This is a genomic window from Chitinophaga sp., from assembly GCF_036569185.1.
Classification (GTDB): domain Bacteria; phylum Bacteroidota; class Bacteroidia; order Chitinophagales; family Chitinophagaceae; genus Chitinophaga.
The window spans coordinates 32,864-45,405 of record NZ_DATCRD010000034.1 but is presented as its reverse complement, the minus strand read 5'-3'; the positions used below and the strand labels follow the sequence as shown (position 1 = coordinate 45,405).

The window sequence follows — 12,542 nt, the reverse complement described above, 5'->3', positions numbered from 1 at the left end:
CCTGAATACCAGTATCAGGAAACAACCGTTCCAGGCAGGTCTTCACAGGTTGGTGGAGTTGGCGCCGGTTGACCGCCAGTAATTAAACTCTATTGTACTAATATCAAAACATTCAAAAAATGAAACCGATTTATCAAATGCTGATGGCAGCTCTCTTAAGCATACCAGCTGTAACCGGCATAAAAGCCCAGACAAAAATGAAACCTGAACAAGCAAAGTCGCATGAACTGGAAGTAGTAAATCAACTGACTACTTCAGCAGCCGTTGTCAATATGCCTGTATCCCAACTGCTGAACGCGCCGGGCAATGAGGCATTGAAAGCTTTTTTCTTTACACCGGTGAAGGAAAAAACACTGCAGGGAAAGAAAATCGCCGTGATAGCAGCGGATGGTTTTGAGGAAATCGAATTAACAGGCCCTGTCTGGTATTTCAGGCAATTGGGAGCCAGCGTCGATATTGTATCGCCTAAGTTTAATCCCGCCCCGGCGAGATACGGGTTGAGCTACCCGGAAATGTCAAAAACACATATCATGGCTATTCAATACCTGCAACCTGTAGGATGGATCAAATTTGACCATACAGCCGACCAGGTAAAGGTGAGCGATTATGATGCGGTATTTATTCCCGGTGGCGCATGGAACCCCGATAATCTTCGCTATGATAAAGACGTGATCAAATTCATCCGGGACTTCAACCAATCGGGAAAGCTGATCGCGGCCATTTGTCATGCGCCGGTGGTATTGGCATCGGCTGATATCCTGAAAGGAAGGAAGTTAACGGGTTACTGGAATATCCAGGTTGATTTGAAAAATGCCGGTGGAACTGTAACTGATGAACCCGTGGTTACTGATGGCAATCTCATTACCAGCAGGCACCCGATAGATGTAGCCGATTTTTCAAGAGCCGTGGAAGATTGGTTGGTTAAAAAATGAGTGAGCAGGGCAGTCGCCAAAAGCCTTCGGATAATATCCGGAGGCTTTTTTTATGGAGATAATCGTGTTACCCACCATTGAAATGCTGACCTGTTGGGTTAAGTATACAGCACCTTATGCTAAATCTGCCGGAAGAAATTTTCGATCCTTTGCTGCATTTCCAGGTTGTTATTACCAATGTTTTCATGACCGCGCCCTTTGTAAATGAAAAGCCCGATATCAGCTTCTTTACCTGCATCTTTCATGGCATTCCGTAGCAGCTCTCCCTGCGCAGGTGGCGTAATATTATCCTGATCTCCGAAGTGGGCTTGTATTTCAGGGAGATGATTACAGAAATAGAGCGGCGAAGCAGCCAGCAATTTTTTCCTGGTTTCTTCCAATGTAGCACTACCATTTATCAGTGCATCCAGGAACTGGAATTTATAGGTAGGGTCATGCTGATTCGCTGCTGTCAGCGCCAGCAGATCGGCAGGGAAGGCAACCGCTGCGGCCAGTTTTACCCGTTGGTCCCGTTCCGCCATCAAAAGCGCCACTGTTCCTCCTCTGCTGCCGCCTTGTGTCATTACTTTGGAAGTATCTGCTTCCTTAAAGGTTTTTCCCACCGCATTCAGACAGGCAATAGCATCGTCTGTTGCACCGTCAAAGGCATCATTCCTTTGTCCTTCTGAAACAGGCGTTTTATATTCCACGCCGTTGACTGAAAGGCTTAAAGACTGTCCTTTCAGTGCGGGAACCACATATACAAACGGGAGCGTATCGGTAGCTGAAGAAGAGATTTGGATACTTTGACGACTAACAGCATCGTTCAGGGAAAATCCGGCTATATAGAGTCGGACTGGCAGCGTTTTTTGCGTAGTTGGTACCAACACGCCTGCATATTGCTTACTGCCGGATGCCCGGAAGGAAATGATGACAAGACGAAGCTTGTTATCTATTACATGCGTTGCTTCGGTGGTGATGTTCCGGGGAGACAGATCTCTTGCCTGCCACGCAGCTTGTACCGCATCCAGTTCTTCCTTTGTGGGTGGTGCAAACAGGGCGCTTTTATCAATACCGGCCAGGGGATCCTTTTTCCTGCAGGCGCAGCAAAGCATCAGCAACCCTAGCAATACTGTTATATAGGCTTTGATCATAAAGAAGCATCGTTTGTTTACTAAGATATCTTATTGCTATAGCTATTTATTGTATGATAGATTGATTTAACATATTATTTGCAATTTGATTGACAAAATCAGCATGGCAGAAAGTTTAGGATCCCGGGTGCGCGCCTGCAAAGAAAAAGGGACAAGCCAGTAACTGATTTGTCCCTTTTTCCTTTGCACAACGGATGTAAAAACACAACATTTATGCAGGCTCATAAGTAAGTTCTACAACCCCTGATCTGTAAACATTGGTACCTGTTAACTTCAACCCAATCCGCTCTTTTAAATCTTCAAACAAAGGTTTGCCACTTCCCAGCACCACGGGGTGCACAGACATTTTATATACATCAATCAACCCTAAATGAATAAATGTTTTTATAAGGTTGGCCCCTCCGTACAGCCAAATATCTTTCCCGGGTTGTTCTTTAATGGCGGTTACTTTTTCTGCTATGTGGGAACTGATGAAAGTAGCTTTGTCGTCCTGCCTGTTCTGGCTTGAAAAAACAAATTTATTTTTAGCGTGTATACTTTGCCACATCGCTTTTTCTGCCGGGGGTGTATTTTCATCCGGTTGAAAATTTCCCCAGGCATCATAGCTCACCCTGCCGTAAAACATCGTATCTATACCTGACAGGAAAGCATCAAAATTCATATCATCGTCCATGATGCACCAGTCGATTTCCCCGTTGGGGCCCTCTATAAATCCATCTAAACTAACTGCTAAATTTAAAATTACTTTTCTCATGTAAATCTATTTTTCAGCAAAGTTAAATGATGTGCGATGTTCATGTTTTGGAAAAATGCGACAAAATCAAAGCTGGGAAGGTGCAAGCCCGGTGTTTCTTTTTATTTCGCTGGTAAGATGTGAGTGATCGTAAAATCCGCATTCAAAAGCAATGTCTGATAAACTGCGTTCTTCAGCAGATTTTTTTATTATGGCTAATGCGTGCTGGAAGCGGACAATATTGGAATACTCTTTTGGCGTAAGACCTATATGGACTTTAAAGCTTCTTTCCAGCTGCCTTACTGTGGTATGGTTTCTTCTGGCAATTTCATGAATGCTGAGCTGACCGTTGGCGTGATGAATGTCTTCTATAACAGGTTGAAGCGGCTTATGCTTATTTTCAATGCTGTCAATAAAAAAGCGGTTGAGATAATTAAAAGGATCTTTGATGATTTTATCAACATTAAACGCGCGCGCATGATCAAATTCAACGGTGCTGTTTGTTATTTCAGCCTGGGATACATAGTTACAGAGGTTTGAAAAAGAACCCGGTTTTATGCACACGCCTAATAAATGTGTATCAGCACCGATAAAGCTATCCTTAAAGGAAGTCATAGCGCCCACAAGATACGTTTTACCATATGCCATAGTAAGGGCGCCGTTATCGGTTATACAGTTATCTCCTAAATTTATCACCAGCCCCGGGCACCCGTCAGGAAAGTTTCTTTCCCATTGTCCGTCCTTATCTTCTCCCTTTAATTCCCAGAATGAATGAATAAAAGGCGCTAACTCCGGGCAAGGTTTTATTTCTTTATGCTTCATGGGTTACGTGATGTAAGTTTGTTAGCAGTAATGATCCTGCCGCTTTTATGAGCACACAAAATACGCGAAAACCTCCTAAAGGAACCAGGTGACTTTTGTTTATTTTATAAGCGGTAGTAAATTTGTTTAGGGAGATATTAATCTGCATACTAAATCAGCATAATACGAACATGGATAATAAAGCAATACTGGAAAAGGCCAATGCGGCGGTCGCTGCCGGCGACAACGAAGGGTTCCTGTTGCATTGCACCGATGATACAGTGTGGACATTTGTAGGCGATACAACATTACGGGGAAAAGAAGCTGTCCGGCAATATATGGCAAAGGCGTATGTGACGCCTCCAAAGTTCATCGTCGACCACCTGATCGCAGAAGGTGAATTTGTTACGGCGGTTGGCAGCATCAGCATGGAAGATGAAACCGGCAAAATGATTGATTATGCTTACTGTGATGTATGGCGCTTTCGCGATGGTAAGATGGCTGAATTAAAGGCTTTTGTTATTGAGCGCCCTTCAAAATAAAACAACCGGTAAGGATTTATTTCCCCGCGTATTCCAGGAATGTTTTTACGGCGGCAGCAAAGCGTTGGGGTTGGTCTATATGAAGACTATGACCAGCGCCAGGGATCTGTTCAACCTGCAGGCGGGGATTAAGGTGTTGGAGCTCTTCTGCAACAGCGGGTGTAACCACGCCTTTATCGCCAAACAGGAGGAGGGCAGGGATATCCATGCTGCTCACCAGTTGTTTGTAACCGGGGTTGGGCGGCGTAAGCACATCGAAGGCGCTCATGCTGGTTTGAAGCCGGGCACGGGCAAATAGCTCAATGGTTTCCTGCGAGCGGTCCGGGTGCCGGGTACGGGCTGCCGCCATCACTTCTTCCAGTGACAGCTGAAGTATTTTCCGGTGCTGATCGGCAACATCACTATCGCGCACTTCCCGCTGCACTTCCTGATCTGCCGTGTCCGCGGGCATCCGGCATAATTACATCGTATTCATTTTCGAGGGCGCGGGCCAAATCTGTCCAGCACAGGCCATTGGTCATTAGTCCATGCAGCAGGATTAAAGGCGGTTTGTTACCCCCGGTTCTTGTATAGTGCAGGCTGATCTTATTTGTTTCGCAGAAGGCGGTTTTCCAGTTGGTCATTTGTTTATTCTCCCTGTAGTAAAAAATCCTGGTAAAGTTAATCTTATTATCGGGTTGTAAAGTATTGCATCTACCTGAAAGCAGGTATATTTGCTTCCCCATATCCCAGTATGCGCCGGATTTGCGGAATAACCTATTTTTGTGTTGTTTGATAAACTATAAGAACTATGCTTTTTCAATTTCGTAAATCGGTCCTGATTCCCGCTGCATTGCTGCTGTTAACCGCTATTGGAGGCAAGAGCCAGGCGCAGGAAAAATTCGACAGTAAGCTGCTGAAGAATGGAAAATATACGCTTGGCTGTTACAGTGTAAATGGCAGCGATGAAACGGCGATCGGTACTTTTACCATTGGTATTAACACTACCAGCGATAAACTGGCATTAACTACGGTGATGGCGCTTACCGGTATGGAAGAGTGGAAAGATACCTCTATATCCAATCTTAACGACTTTAAACCTGTTTACCGGGCATCGCACAGCACTTTGAAAGACATGGTGCTGCACTTTGGCAACAACGTTACCGGTTATTATGTAGATAAGAAAACAGGTGAGAAAACGCAGATCAAAGAAGCCGGTAACCAATATTTCATAGACAGCTATACCTATCCGTTCATCCTGTCGTTGCTGCCGCTGTCGTCCGGCTACAGCACCGATCTGCCGGTATATGAGTACAAGCCCACCAATACAGCAAACCTGAAGAAAGCTGTTGTAGAGGAAGTGAAGAACAGCACCTGGATCAGTAAATTCACCGGTAAGCACGATGTATGGGAAGTGACGGTGGTGGAACCTTCTACGGATGAACGATCTGTTTCCTATATTGATAAGAAAACCCGCCGGCTGTGGCAGATAGACATGTGGGCCAACGGGCAGCAGATCAGGATGGTGGATCTGGAAACAGATTTCAACTCCATCAAAGCGCCCTTTGATAAAGATGCTACTATGAAAATGGTGAAAGGTGGTAAGGCTATCATTTCCGGGCAGGTATTTGCCCGCGATTTCGATGATAATGGTACCATATGGGCCAAAATGCAGGTGATGAATATCCAGGCCAAACAGGTGGCCCCCCGCGGTACACAGGTGATCCTCATCCCTTACAACGATTACTTCAAGGAATGGATCAAAACAAATGACTCACAACGTAAAAAGGGCAGGGAAGGTATTGCGCTGCTCGATGAAGCGGCCCAGTGCATCAAAACCACCAGGGTGTATGATGATGCAGGGCATTTCGAATTTGTAAACCTCATGCCCGGTGAATACCTGTTATATACCGAGTTTAGTTACGACCATTCCTACACCCAAACTGAAGTGGTGGGTTATACCGATCACTATATCAATGGTATGTTCCAGGGTACCAGCGCCAATACGGTGAACAGGAACTACAGCACCGGCGCCGGCGCGGTAGTGAAAAAGGTTGTAACAGTGAGTAAACCGGATGAAAAAGTGGACGTGAAACTTAAGAAAACACGCGCCTGAGTATATAATTTTTTAAAAAGCCGCATACCTGAATTGAAGTGTATGCGGCTTTTTTTATGGTTTAACGGCCATCCCGTTTATTCCTCCTACTATATCTTTCAGAGTTACCGGTTTGCCATTTTTCCAGTAGGTGGCTTTACCATCCAGGTAACCGGCCAGGTACACATCATTTCCTGCAACAGCCATGGTTTTGACCCCGGCGCCCGCGGCCTCATCGCCACTGGTAAGCCGCACAGCTACGCCATTTTTCCAGTAAACAACAATATTGGCGCCTGCCTCGTTCCTGTCGATACCTGCCACATGAACGTCATTGCCGGAAACGGCAATCGCATTTGCCCGGCAACCACCGGGAAGAATAACAGGCGACCCGTTTTTCCAATACATGGCGGTTTCTTTTCCATCGGCATTCACTTCAAACCCCGCCACATAAATATCATTGCCGGATATGGCAATGGCGGCGGCTTCCGCGCTTCTTTTACCATCGGTTAGCGCCTGGGGCTCCCCGTTCTTCCAACAGGTGGCCACATATTCCCCTTCCTCATTGGGTCTGTAACCGGCTATATAAACATCGTTCCCGCTGGTGGAAATAGCAGCTAATTTTGTGTCTTCCCCCAAAGCGGCGGCCTTCCCATTTTTCCAGTATACGGCCTGCTTCCCGTTGTTGCCAATCACATGTACATCCTGACCGGATACACTAATGCCGACGGCTTTTGCATAAGTCTCCCCATTGGTAAGGGTTACTGCCTGCCGGTTTTTCCAGTAGGTAGCAACGGGCTCTCCGGCGGCGTTGTCCTGGTACCCCGCTACATACTCATCATTGCCGGATATAACAATGGCTAATGCTCCCGCATTGGTTTTGCCATCTGTGAGCCGCAGTATTTCACCATTTTTCCAGTAGGTGAGGCCGGGTTCTTTACCTGAATAGTCGTCATATACAAAGAGTAGCGAGGGGCCAGACTGGGCCCGGAGCATGCAGCTGACGGCCAGTAATAATAACAACGGACCTGTGAATCGTTTAATTTTCCTGATCATTCTTTACTTTTTGTTGATGTTGGGTTTGGGAGAAATGAGTCGCCCCGGGGTTACCCGGATATTCAAAGATAACCGGCTGGCGCGGTTCTTCATATCTTCGGGCGACTACAGTCTTACTACAACTCCTGTTACCGGTGACTACAAAACGTCTACTGAACAGCATTTTTATGGCGCTGTACCAGGAGAATGGCAGGAATACCCCCGGAGAATTTCGCGAATAGCCACCCTATATGACCTGCTTATGGGTTATTTTTGAGGAGTATCCAAAAGAAAACTTTTAGTTTATGAAGACAAAAAAAATCTGGGCCAATTTCGGTGTAGAAGATCTGGCGCGAACCACTGATTTCTATAAACGACTTGGATTTAAACAAAACGGGGCATCGGATCAGCTGACCAGCTTTTTCTTTGGAGAGGAAAATTTTGTAATCCATTTCTTTTTGAAGAACATGCTGAAGAGCGCCATGAACGGGCCAATAACTGATACAAAAACGGGGAATGAAATCATATTCACCCTTTCCGCTGATACTAAGGAAGAGGTTACCAGCTGGGAGAAAGAAGTGAGAGAGGCCGGGGGAAGCATCGTTTCCCGGCAGGAAGAATCCAGGGACGGGTATAATGGTTTTGTATTTGCAGATCCTGATGGGCATAAGTTTAATGTATTCCAGATGTAGTGTTACAAACGCAAACAATGAATAAAGAAAGTTTAGTGCAGTTTATTCAGCAGGTATTGCCAATGAGCCGGGATAAGGCAGGGCAGGTGGTGGAGAAATTCCAACCAATGAGATTTGAAAAAAACGAATATATGCTGGAAGCAGGTAAAGTTTGCTATGAATCTCATTTTATAGAGAAGGGTATTATCAGGTCTTTTACATTTGACGTGAATGGCAACGAGGTGACCACTGCATTTTACCCGGAAAACACTTTTACCAACGATCTCCTTTCTTTCTTTAAGAGAAGCCCCGCAAAAGAATATCTGCAGGCAGTTACCGCCTGTGAAACCTGGTACATTACTTATGAAGACATGCAGGCCAGTTTCCACGCTATCCCGGAGTTTCGTGAGTTCGGCCGGCTGAACATAGTGAACCAGTACAGCACACTGAAAGAAAGGATGTTGTCGATGTTGCAGGAAACGGCGGAACAACGGTACAGCCACCTGGTAAATTCAAGCCCGGGCATCTTTCAAAGCGTACCTTTAAAATACATCGCTTCTTACCTCGGTATCACTGATACATCGCTGAGCAGGATAAGGAAGGAGTTTGCCAGAAAAACGGCCAGCTACTGATTTCTTGTCATTTGCTAAGCGCAAGCTGGCACATTTAATTTTCCTTTGTCTTATTAAAACAACGGGTCAAATGGAAAATCATGTATCGGGTATGCCTCTTTGGGCTATCCTGCTATTTATTGTAAGCTTTCTTTATTCAATTTTCTTTATTACCAAACCGGTAAAACAGGCGGCGCTTACTGCCGGTATCGCTCCAGGGAAATCACGGAACATCCGGGTGGGTATTTTTTGCTTTTACATGGTTTATCTCGTTTATGTTTCGGTGTTTTCTTTAAAAGGAGTGTTTGATGTAGATGCCATACCGCCTAAAGTAATGATCTGGGGCGGTTTACCACTGCTTGTTATCCTGTTTGGATTTACCGGCAATACGAAATTATTTAAAACACTACTGCGGTCCGCTACATTGGAATCATTAATTGCCGTGCACGTATTCCGGGTGCTTGGTATATTTTTCATCCTTCTGTATTGCTATCATCTTCTTCCGGCAAGGTTTGCTTTTGCCGCCGGCCTGGGAGATATTATCACCGCTATCCTGGCGCTGCCGGTAGCGAGGATGGTGACGAAGGGAAGCCCGGGACGCTTTACCGCCGTTTATGCCTGGAATATCCTGGGCATTATCGACATCATTGACCTGCTGGTGATAGCGGTTATGACAGGCGCCAATGGAAATCTGCGGGAAATGACTATATTCCCGTTTGTATGGTTCCCGGCCTTTGCCCCGGCAACTATCTTGTTTTTACATACAGCGGTGTTCAGGAAATTACACCAGCTGAAGAAAGCAGGAAATATCCGCTAACATTGGAAAACCACGAATGAAATGAATTCACAGGAAAAAGTATTAAGCTGTTACAACCAGGTAGCCGGCGATTATGCCGCTGAGCGGTGGGATGAACTGTCTAAAAAACATTTTGACCGGTTGTTGTTGAAGGAGTTTGCATTTGTTAATAAAGATAAAGGGCTATGCGCCGACTTTGGCTGCGGTCCGGGGCAAACCACCAGGTTCCTCTACGACCATGGCGTAGAGAACATTGTTGGCGTTGATTTGTCGCCTGCTATGGTGGATACCGCGGGGAAACTTTCTCCCCGGATTAAGTTTGAGACCGGCGATCTGCTCCATATCAGTTATCCATCCGGGCATCTTGGAAGTGCGGTGGCATTTTACGCCATCGTACATTTTACCAGTAACCAGGTCAGGAAATGTTTTGAAGAGATAAACAGGGTCTTGAAAACAGGAGGAGATTTTTTATTTTCCTTTCATGTGGGCGATGAAATTGTTCATTTTGATAAGGCGCACGACAAAGAAATAGATGTTGACCTGTTCTTTTTTAAAACAGAGGATATCATTGCATTACTCGATGAAACGGGTTTTAATATCATTGACGCCATAGAAAGACGCCCTTATGAAGAAGTGGAGTATCAAAGCAGGAGGGCTTATATCTGGGCGGAAAAAAAATAAAAGGAACGGTGAAGACCAGCTTCACCGTTCGCCATATATACCTATCTGTTAAAGCTGTATTGTTCTTCCGTTACCTGTTCCAGCCAATCCACCACTTTACCGTCCAGGTTTTCCTGTATGGCAATATGGCTCATGCCCACGGTGGCGGAAGCGCCATGCCAGTGTTTTTCGTTTGCTTCAAACCATACAATATCACCAGGGTGCACTTCTTCCACAGGACCGCCTTCACGTTGCACCCAGCCCAGGCCTGATGTAATGATAATGGTCTGGCCAAGCGGATGGGTATGCCAGGCCGTTCTTGCTCCCGGTTCAAAAGTGACCGTTGCAGCGGCGGCGCGGCGTGTATTGTTAGGGTCGAACAAAGGGTCTATACGCACAGCCCCGCTGAACCAGTCGGCAGGTCCTTTAACAGATGCTTTGGTACCTGTTCTTGTTATTTCCATCTCAGGAAGTTTTTAAAGAATTCATATCTATCACAAAGCGATACTTTACATCGCCCTTCAGCAAACGTTCATAGGCTTCATTGATTTCCTGGATATTGATCATTTCAATATCGGCGGTGATATTATGCTGTCCGCAGAAATCCAGCATTTCCTGGGTTTCTGCGATGCCGCCAATCATTGACCCTGCAAAGCTTTTACGGCCTACGATCAAACTGAAAGCGGCTACGGGCAGCGGGTATTCGGGAGCGCCTACCAAAGCCAGGGAACCGTCTACCCGGAGGAGGTTCAGATAAGCGTTGATATCATGTTCTGCAGAAACGGCGTCAAGGATAAAGTGCAGTTTGCCGCGGTAAGCCTGCATTTGCTTTTCATCTTTGGATAGTACTACTTCATCTGCACCTAAGCGTTTGGCTTCGGCAAATTTTGATGCGGAAGTGGTAAACGCTACCACATGCGCGCCCATTGCTTTGGCTATTTTAATGCCCATGTGGCCCAATCCGCCAATGCCCACAATGCCTACTTTTTTACCCGGGCCTACATTCCAGTGGCGCAGGGGAGAGTAGGTGGTGATGCCTGCACAAAGCAGCGGCGCCGCGGCTGCCGGATCAAGGTTTTCGGGGATATGCAGTATGAAGTTCTCATCTACCACAACGCTTTCTGAGTACCCGCCATAAGTGGGCGTACCCAGGTGTTTGTCCGGCGAATTATAAGTTTGGGTAGCACCGGGCTCGCAGAACTGTTCCAGGCCTTCTTTACAATACTGGCATTCACGGCAGGAGTCGACCAGGCAGCCTACACCCACAACGTCTCCCACTTTGAATTTGGTAACATGATCGCCTACGCTTACCACCCTGCCCACAATTTCATGGCCCGGTACACAGGGGTACACGGTAAAATGCCATTCATTACGGGCGGTATGCAGATCAGAGTGGCAAACCCCGCAATACAGGATATCAATTTCCACGTCGTGCGGAGTTGTTTTTCTCCGTTTGATATTGAGCGTATTCAAAGGCGCATCGGCAGCAGGCGTGCCATAGGCTTTTACTTGTGTTGTACTCATATTTTTTTTCTTGAAGGTAAGTTAACGTGTTTAACAAAAAGAATAGCTTATTGGTTCCCGGCTTTCAGCTTTCCGGAAATATTTTTCATAGCGCAAAGGTAGGGCGGCCCGTTTTTCGCCGGTTATGATTATCAAACCAATGATTAAGAATTTCAAACTTCCAGCGTGCGGAGTGAAGAGGGATTGGTGCCGGTGATCCGTTTAAAGTAATTATTAAAATAGCTGGGGTATTCAAAACCAAGCGCATAGGCAATATCAGCCACGTTCCAGTCGGTATGCTGCAGCAGGGCTTTTGCTTCGCTGATGATCCGCTCGGAAATATGCGTGGTGGTTGATTTGCCGGTCACTGTTTTTATCATGCGGTTGAGGTAATTGACATGCAGGGCAAGGTTTTGCGCATAGTCCTGTGCTGTTTTTAACTGAAGGGGCTTATCAGGGCTTTCGATGGGGAATTGTCTTTCCAGCAGTTCAAGGAAAACAGCTGAGATCCGGTTGGCGGCGTTCTTATGCTGGTCAAAGTTCCCGGAGGGTTGTAATTTCATGGCCTCATGCAGGATCAGGTTGATGTAATTGCGGATCAGGTTATCCTTAAAGGTGTAACCGCTTTGCTGTTCCTCGATCATTTTCTCGAAAATGGTATTCAGAAAGATCCGTTGCTCCTCTGTGATGGTTAATATAGGCGTACCGCCAATTTTGAAGAAAGGCGACTGCTGCAGGATCTCCGTACGTTCAGAAGCGTTGAGGAATTCCTCTGAAAAAAGACAGGCATAGCCTTTATAGGTGGTGGAGATGGTTTCCCAGGAGTAGGGGATGTGTGGGTTCCCGAAAAAGAGGACCGTACCTTCCGCCTGGAAGCTCCTGTCGGCGTAATGAATAATACTTTTACCGGTGGTCAGGCAAATCTTATAAAAATCCTTGCGGCTGTAAAAACGTGTAGCATTGCTGTCACTTTCAACCTGGAAGGCATTAAATCCTTTCAGCCGCAGATCGTTATTGAATGCTGATAAGGAACGTACCTGGCTTTTTTTCATCT

At 46.1% G+C, this 12,542-nt stretch carries 17 protein-coding genes; 8 read left to right on the top strand and 9 right to left on the bottom strand.

Annotation, left to right across the window (positions count from 1 at the left end):
- Nucleotides 1-197: 197 nt before the first annotated feature.
- A complete protein-coding gene (locus VIM72_RS02870; RefSeq protein WP_332001364.1) occupies nt 198-932 on the top strand; it encodes a type 1 glutamine amidotransferase domain-containing protein in 735 nt (244 codons plus the stop codon).
- Nucleotides 933-1,051: 119 nt separating this feature from the next.
- Here the strand turns inward: VIM72_RS02870 and VIM72_RS02865 are convergent, their stop codons facing one another.
- From VIM72_RS02865 to VIM72_RS02855, 3 genes are all read right to left on the bottom strand, one after another.
- Complete coding sequence (locus tag VIM72_RS02865) at nt 1,052-2,065, bottom strand: alpha/beta hydrolase family protein (protein WP_332001363.1); 1,014 nt, start codon at nt 2,063-2,065, stop codon at nt 1,052-1,054.
- A gap of 211 nt (nt 2,066-2,276) precedes the next feature.
- Nucleotides 2,277-2,819 carry a dihydrofolate reductase family protein gene (locus VIM72_RS02860; RefSeq protein WP_332001362.1) on the bottom strand — a complete coding sequence of 181 codons (543 nt, stop codon included), beginning with the start codon at nt 2,817-2,819 and terminating at the stop codon, nt 2,277-2,279.
- A gap of 66 nt (nt 2,820-2,885) precedes the next feature.
- Nucleotides 2,886-3,620 carry a helix-turn-helix transcriptional regulator gene (locus VIM72_RS02855; protein WP_332001361.1) on the bottom strand — a complete coding sequence of 245 codons (735 nt, stop codon included), beginning with the start codon at nt 3,618-3,620 and terminating at the stop codon, nt 2,886-2,888.
- 170 nt (nt 3,621-3,790) lie between these two features.
- On the opposite strand from VIM72_RS02855, the gene VIM72_RS02850 reads away from it, so the two are divergent.
- On the top strand, nt 3,791-4,141 hold the full coding sequence (locus VIM72_RS02850) for a nuclear transport factor 2 family protein (protein WP_332001360.1): 351 nt from the start codon (nt 3,791-3,793) through the stop codon (nt 4,139-4,141).
- A 16-nt stretch (nt 4,142-4,157) separates the two neighbouring features.
- Here VIM72_RS02850 and VIM72_RS02845 read toward each other — a convergent pair whose 3' ends face one another.
- On the bottom strand, nt 4,158-4,592 hold the full coding sequence (locus VIM72_RS02845; protein ID WP_332001359.1) for an alpha/beta hydrolase: 435 nt from the start codon (nt 4,590-4,592) through the stop codon (nt 4,158-4,160).
- On the bottom strand, nt 4,543-4,764 hold the full coding sequence (locus tag VIM72_RS02840; protein WP_332001358.1) for an alpha/beta hydrolase: 222 nt from the start codon (nt 4,762-4,764) through the stop codon (nt 4,543-4,545). The genes VIM72_RS02845 and VIM72_RS02840 overlap by 50 nt, the downstream gene beginning before the upstream one ends.
- 167 nt (nt 4,765-4,931) lie before the next feature.
- Here VIM72_RS02840 and VIM72_RS02835 point away from each other — a divergent pair, with 167 nt between their 5' ends.
- A complete protein-coding gene (locus VIM72_RS02835; RefSeq protein WP_332001357.1) occupies nt 4,932-6,236 on the top strand; it encodes a hypothetical protein in 1,305 nt (434 codons plus the stop codon).
- 54 nt (nt 6,237-6,290) lie between these two features.
- Here VIM72_RS02835 and VIM72_RS02830 read toward each other — a convergent pair whose 3' ends face one another.
- A complete protein-coding gene (locus VIM72_RS02830; RefSeq protein ID WP_332001356.1) occupies nt 6,291-7,268 on the bottom strand; it encodes a hypothetical protein in 978 nt (325 codons plus the stop codon).
- Between VIM72_RS02830 and VIM72_RS02825 the strand changes: the two genes are divergently transcribed.
- The 5 genes from VIM72_RS02825 (at nt 7,243) to VIM72_RS02805 (ending at nt 10,006) form a co-directional block, all read left to right on the top strand.
- Nucleotides 7,243-7,524 (top strand): hypothetical protein, encoded by a 282-nt coding sequence (locus VIM72_RS02825; protein WP_332001355.1) that lies wholly within the window; start codon nt 7,243-7,245, stop codon nt 7,522-7,524. The genes VIM72_RS02830 and VIM72_RS02825 overlap by 26 nt on opposite strands.
- Nucleotides 7,525-7,552: 28 nt before the next feature.
- Nucleotides 7,553-7,939 (top strand): VOC family protein, encoded by a 387-nt coding sequence (locus VIM72_RS02820; RefSeq protein WP_332001354.1) that lies wholly within the window; start codon nt 7,553-7,555, stop codon nt 7,937-7,939.
- A 17-nt stretch (nt 7,940-7,956) separates the two neighbouring features.
- Nucleotides 7,957-8,550: a Crp/Fnr family transcriptional regulator gene (locus VIM72_RS02815; protein WP_332001353.1), complete on the top strand. Its 594-nt coding sequence runs from the start codon at nt 7,957-7,959 to the stop codon at nt 8,548-8,550.
- Nucleotides 8,551-8,620: 70 nt separating this feature from the next.
- Nucleotides 8,621-9,346, top strand: coding sequence for a hypothetical protein (locus VIM72_RS02810; RefSeq protein WP_332001352.1), 726 nt, complete (start codon nt 8,621-8,623; stop codon nt 9,344-9,346).
- A gap of 21 nt (nt 9,347-9,367) precedes the next feature.
- On the top strand, nt 9,368-10,006 hold the full coding sequence (locus tag VIM72_RS02805) for a class I SAM-dependent methyltransferase (RefSeq protein WP_332001351.1): 639 nt from the start codon (nt 9,368-9,370) through the stop codon (nt 10,004-10,006).
- Nucleotides 10,007-10,047: 41 nt separating this feature from the next.
- Here VIM72_RS02805 and VIM72_RS02800 read toward each other — a convergent pair whose 3' ends face one another.
- The 3 genes from VIM72_RS02800 to VIM72_RS02790 all read right to left on the bottom strand — a co-directional run bounded on the left by VIM72_RS02800 (nt 10,048) and on the right by VIM72_RS02790 (nt 12,540).
- A complete protein-coding gene (locus VIM72_RS02800; RefSeq protein ID WP_332001350.1) occupies nt 10,048-10,449 on the bottom strand; it encodes a (R)-mandelonitrile lyase in 402 nt (133 codons plus the stop codon).
- A 1-nt stretch (nt 10,450) separates the two neighbouring features.
- The gene (locus VIM72_RS02795) at nt 10,451-11,509 is read right to left on the bottom strand and encodes an NAD(P)-dependent alcohol dehydrogenase (RefSeq protein WP_332001349.1); all 1,059 of its coding nucleotides are present in this window, start codon (nt 11,507-11,509) and stop codon (nt 10,451-10,453) included.
- 152 nt (nt 11,510-11,661) lie between these two features.
- Entirely contained in the window at nt 11,662-12,540 is an 879-nt protein-coding gene (locus VIM72_RS02790; RefSeq protein WP_332001348.1) for a helix-turn-helix transcriptional regulator, read from the bottom strand.
- Between the last annotated feature and the right edge of the window lie 2 nt (nt 12,541-12,542).

What these genes read in the sequence shown, in the direction of transcription:
- VIM72_RS02870 (WP_332001364.1), top strand. Translation starts at nt 198, where the DNA reads ATGAAACCTGAACAAGCAAAGTCGCATGAACTGGAAGTAGTAAATCAA.
- VIM72_RS02865 (WP_332001363.1), bottom strand. Translation starts at nt 2,065, where the DNA reads ATGATCAAAGCCTATATAACAGTATTGCTAGGGTTGCTGATGCTTTGC.
- VIM72_RS02860 (WP_332001362.1), bottom strand. Translation starts at nt 2,819, where the DNA reads ATGAGAAAAGTAATTTTAAATTTAGCAGTTAGTTTAGATGGATTTATA.
- VIM72_RS02855 (WP_332001361.1), bottom strand. Translation starts at nt 3,620, where the DNA reads ATGAAGCATAAAGAAATAAAACCTTGCCCGGAGTTAGCGCCTTTTATT.
- VIM72_RS02850 (WP_332001360.1), top strand. Translation starts at nt 3,791, where the DNA reads ATGGATAATAAAGCAATACTGGAAAAGGCCAATGCGGCGGTCGCTGCC.
- VIM72_RS02845 (WP_332001359.1), bottom strand. Translation starts at nt 4,592, where the DNA reads ATGCCCGCGGACACGGCAGATCAGGAAGTGCAGCGGGAAGTGCGCGAT.
- VIM72_RS02840 (WP_332001358.1), bottom strand. Translation starts at nt 4,764, where the DNA reads ATGACCAACTGGAAAACCGCCTTCTGCGAAACAAATAAGATCAGCCTG.
- VIM72_RS02835 (WP_332001357.1), top strand. Translation starts at nt 4,932, where the DNA reads ATGCTTTTTCAATTTCGTAAATCGGTCCTGATTCCCGCTGCATTGCTG.
- VIM72_RS02830 (WP_332001356.1), bottom strand. Translation starts at nt 7,268, where the DNA reads ATGATCAGGAAAATTAAACGATTCACAGGTCCGTTGTTATTATTACTG.
- VIM72_RS02820 (WP_332001354.1), top strand. Translation starts at nt 7,553, where the DNA reads ATGAAGACAAAAAAAATCTGGGCCAATTTCGGTGTAGAAGATCTGGCG.
- VIM72_RS02815 (WP_332001353.1), top strand. Translation starts at nt 7,957, where the DNA reads ATGAATAAAGAAAGTTTAGTGCAGTTTATTCAGCAGGTATTGCCAATG.
- VIM72_RS02810 (WP_332001352.1), top strand. Translation starts at nt 8,621, where the DNA reads ATGGAAAATCATGTATCGGGTATGCCTCTTTGGGCTATCCTGCTATTT.
- VIM72_RS02805 (WP_332001351.1), top strand. Translation starts at nt 9,368, where the DNA reads ATGAATTCACAGGAAAAAGTATTAAGCTGTTACAACCAGGTAGCCGGC.
- VIM72_RS02800 (WP_332001350.1), bottom strand. Translation starts at nt 10,449, where the DNA reads ATGGAAATAACAAGAACAGGTACCAAAGCATCTGTTAAAGGACCTGCC.
- VIM72_RS02795 (WP_332001349.1), bottom strand. Translation starts at nt 11,509, where the DNA reads ATGAGTACAACACAAGTAAAAGCCTATGGCACGCCTGCTGCCGATGCG.
- VIM72_RS02790 (WP_332001348.1), bottom strand. Translation starts at nt 12,540, where the DNA reads ATGAAAAAAAGCCAGGTACGTTCCTTATCAGCATTCAATAACGATCTG.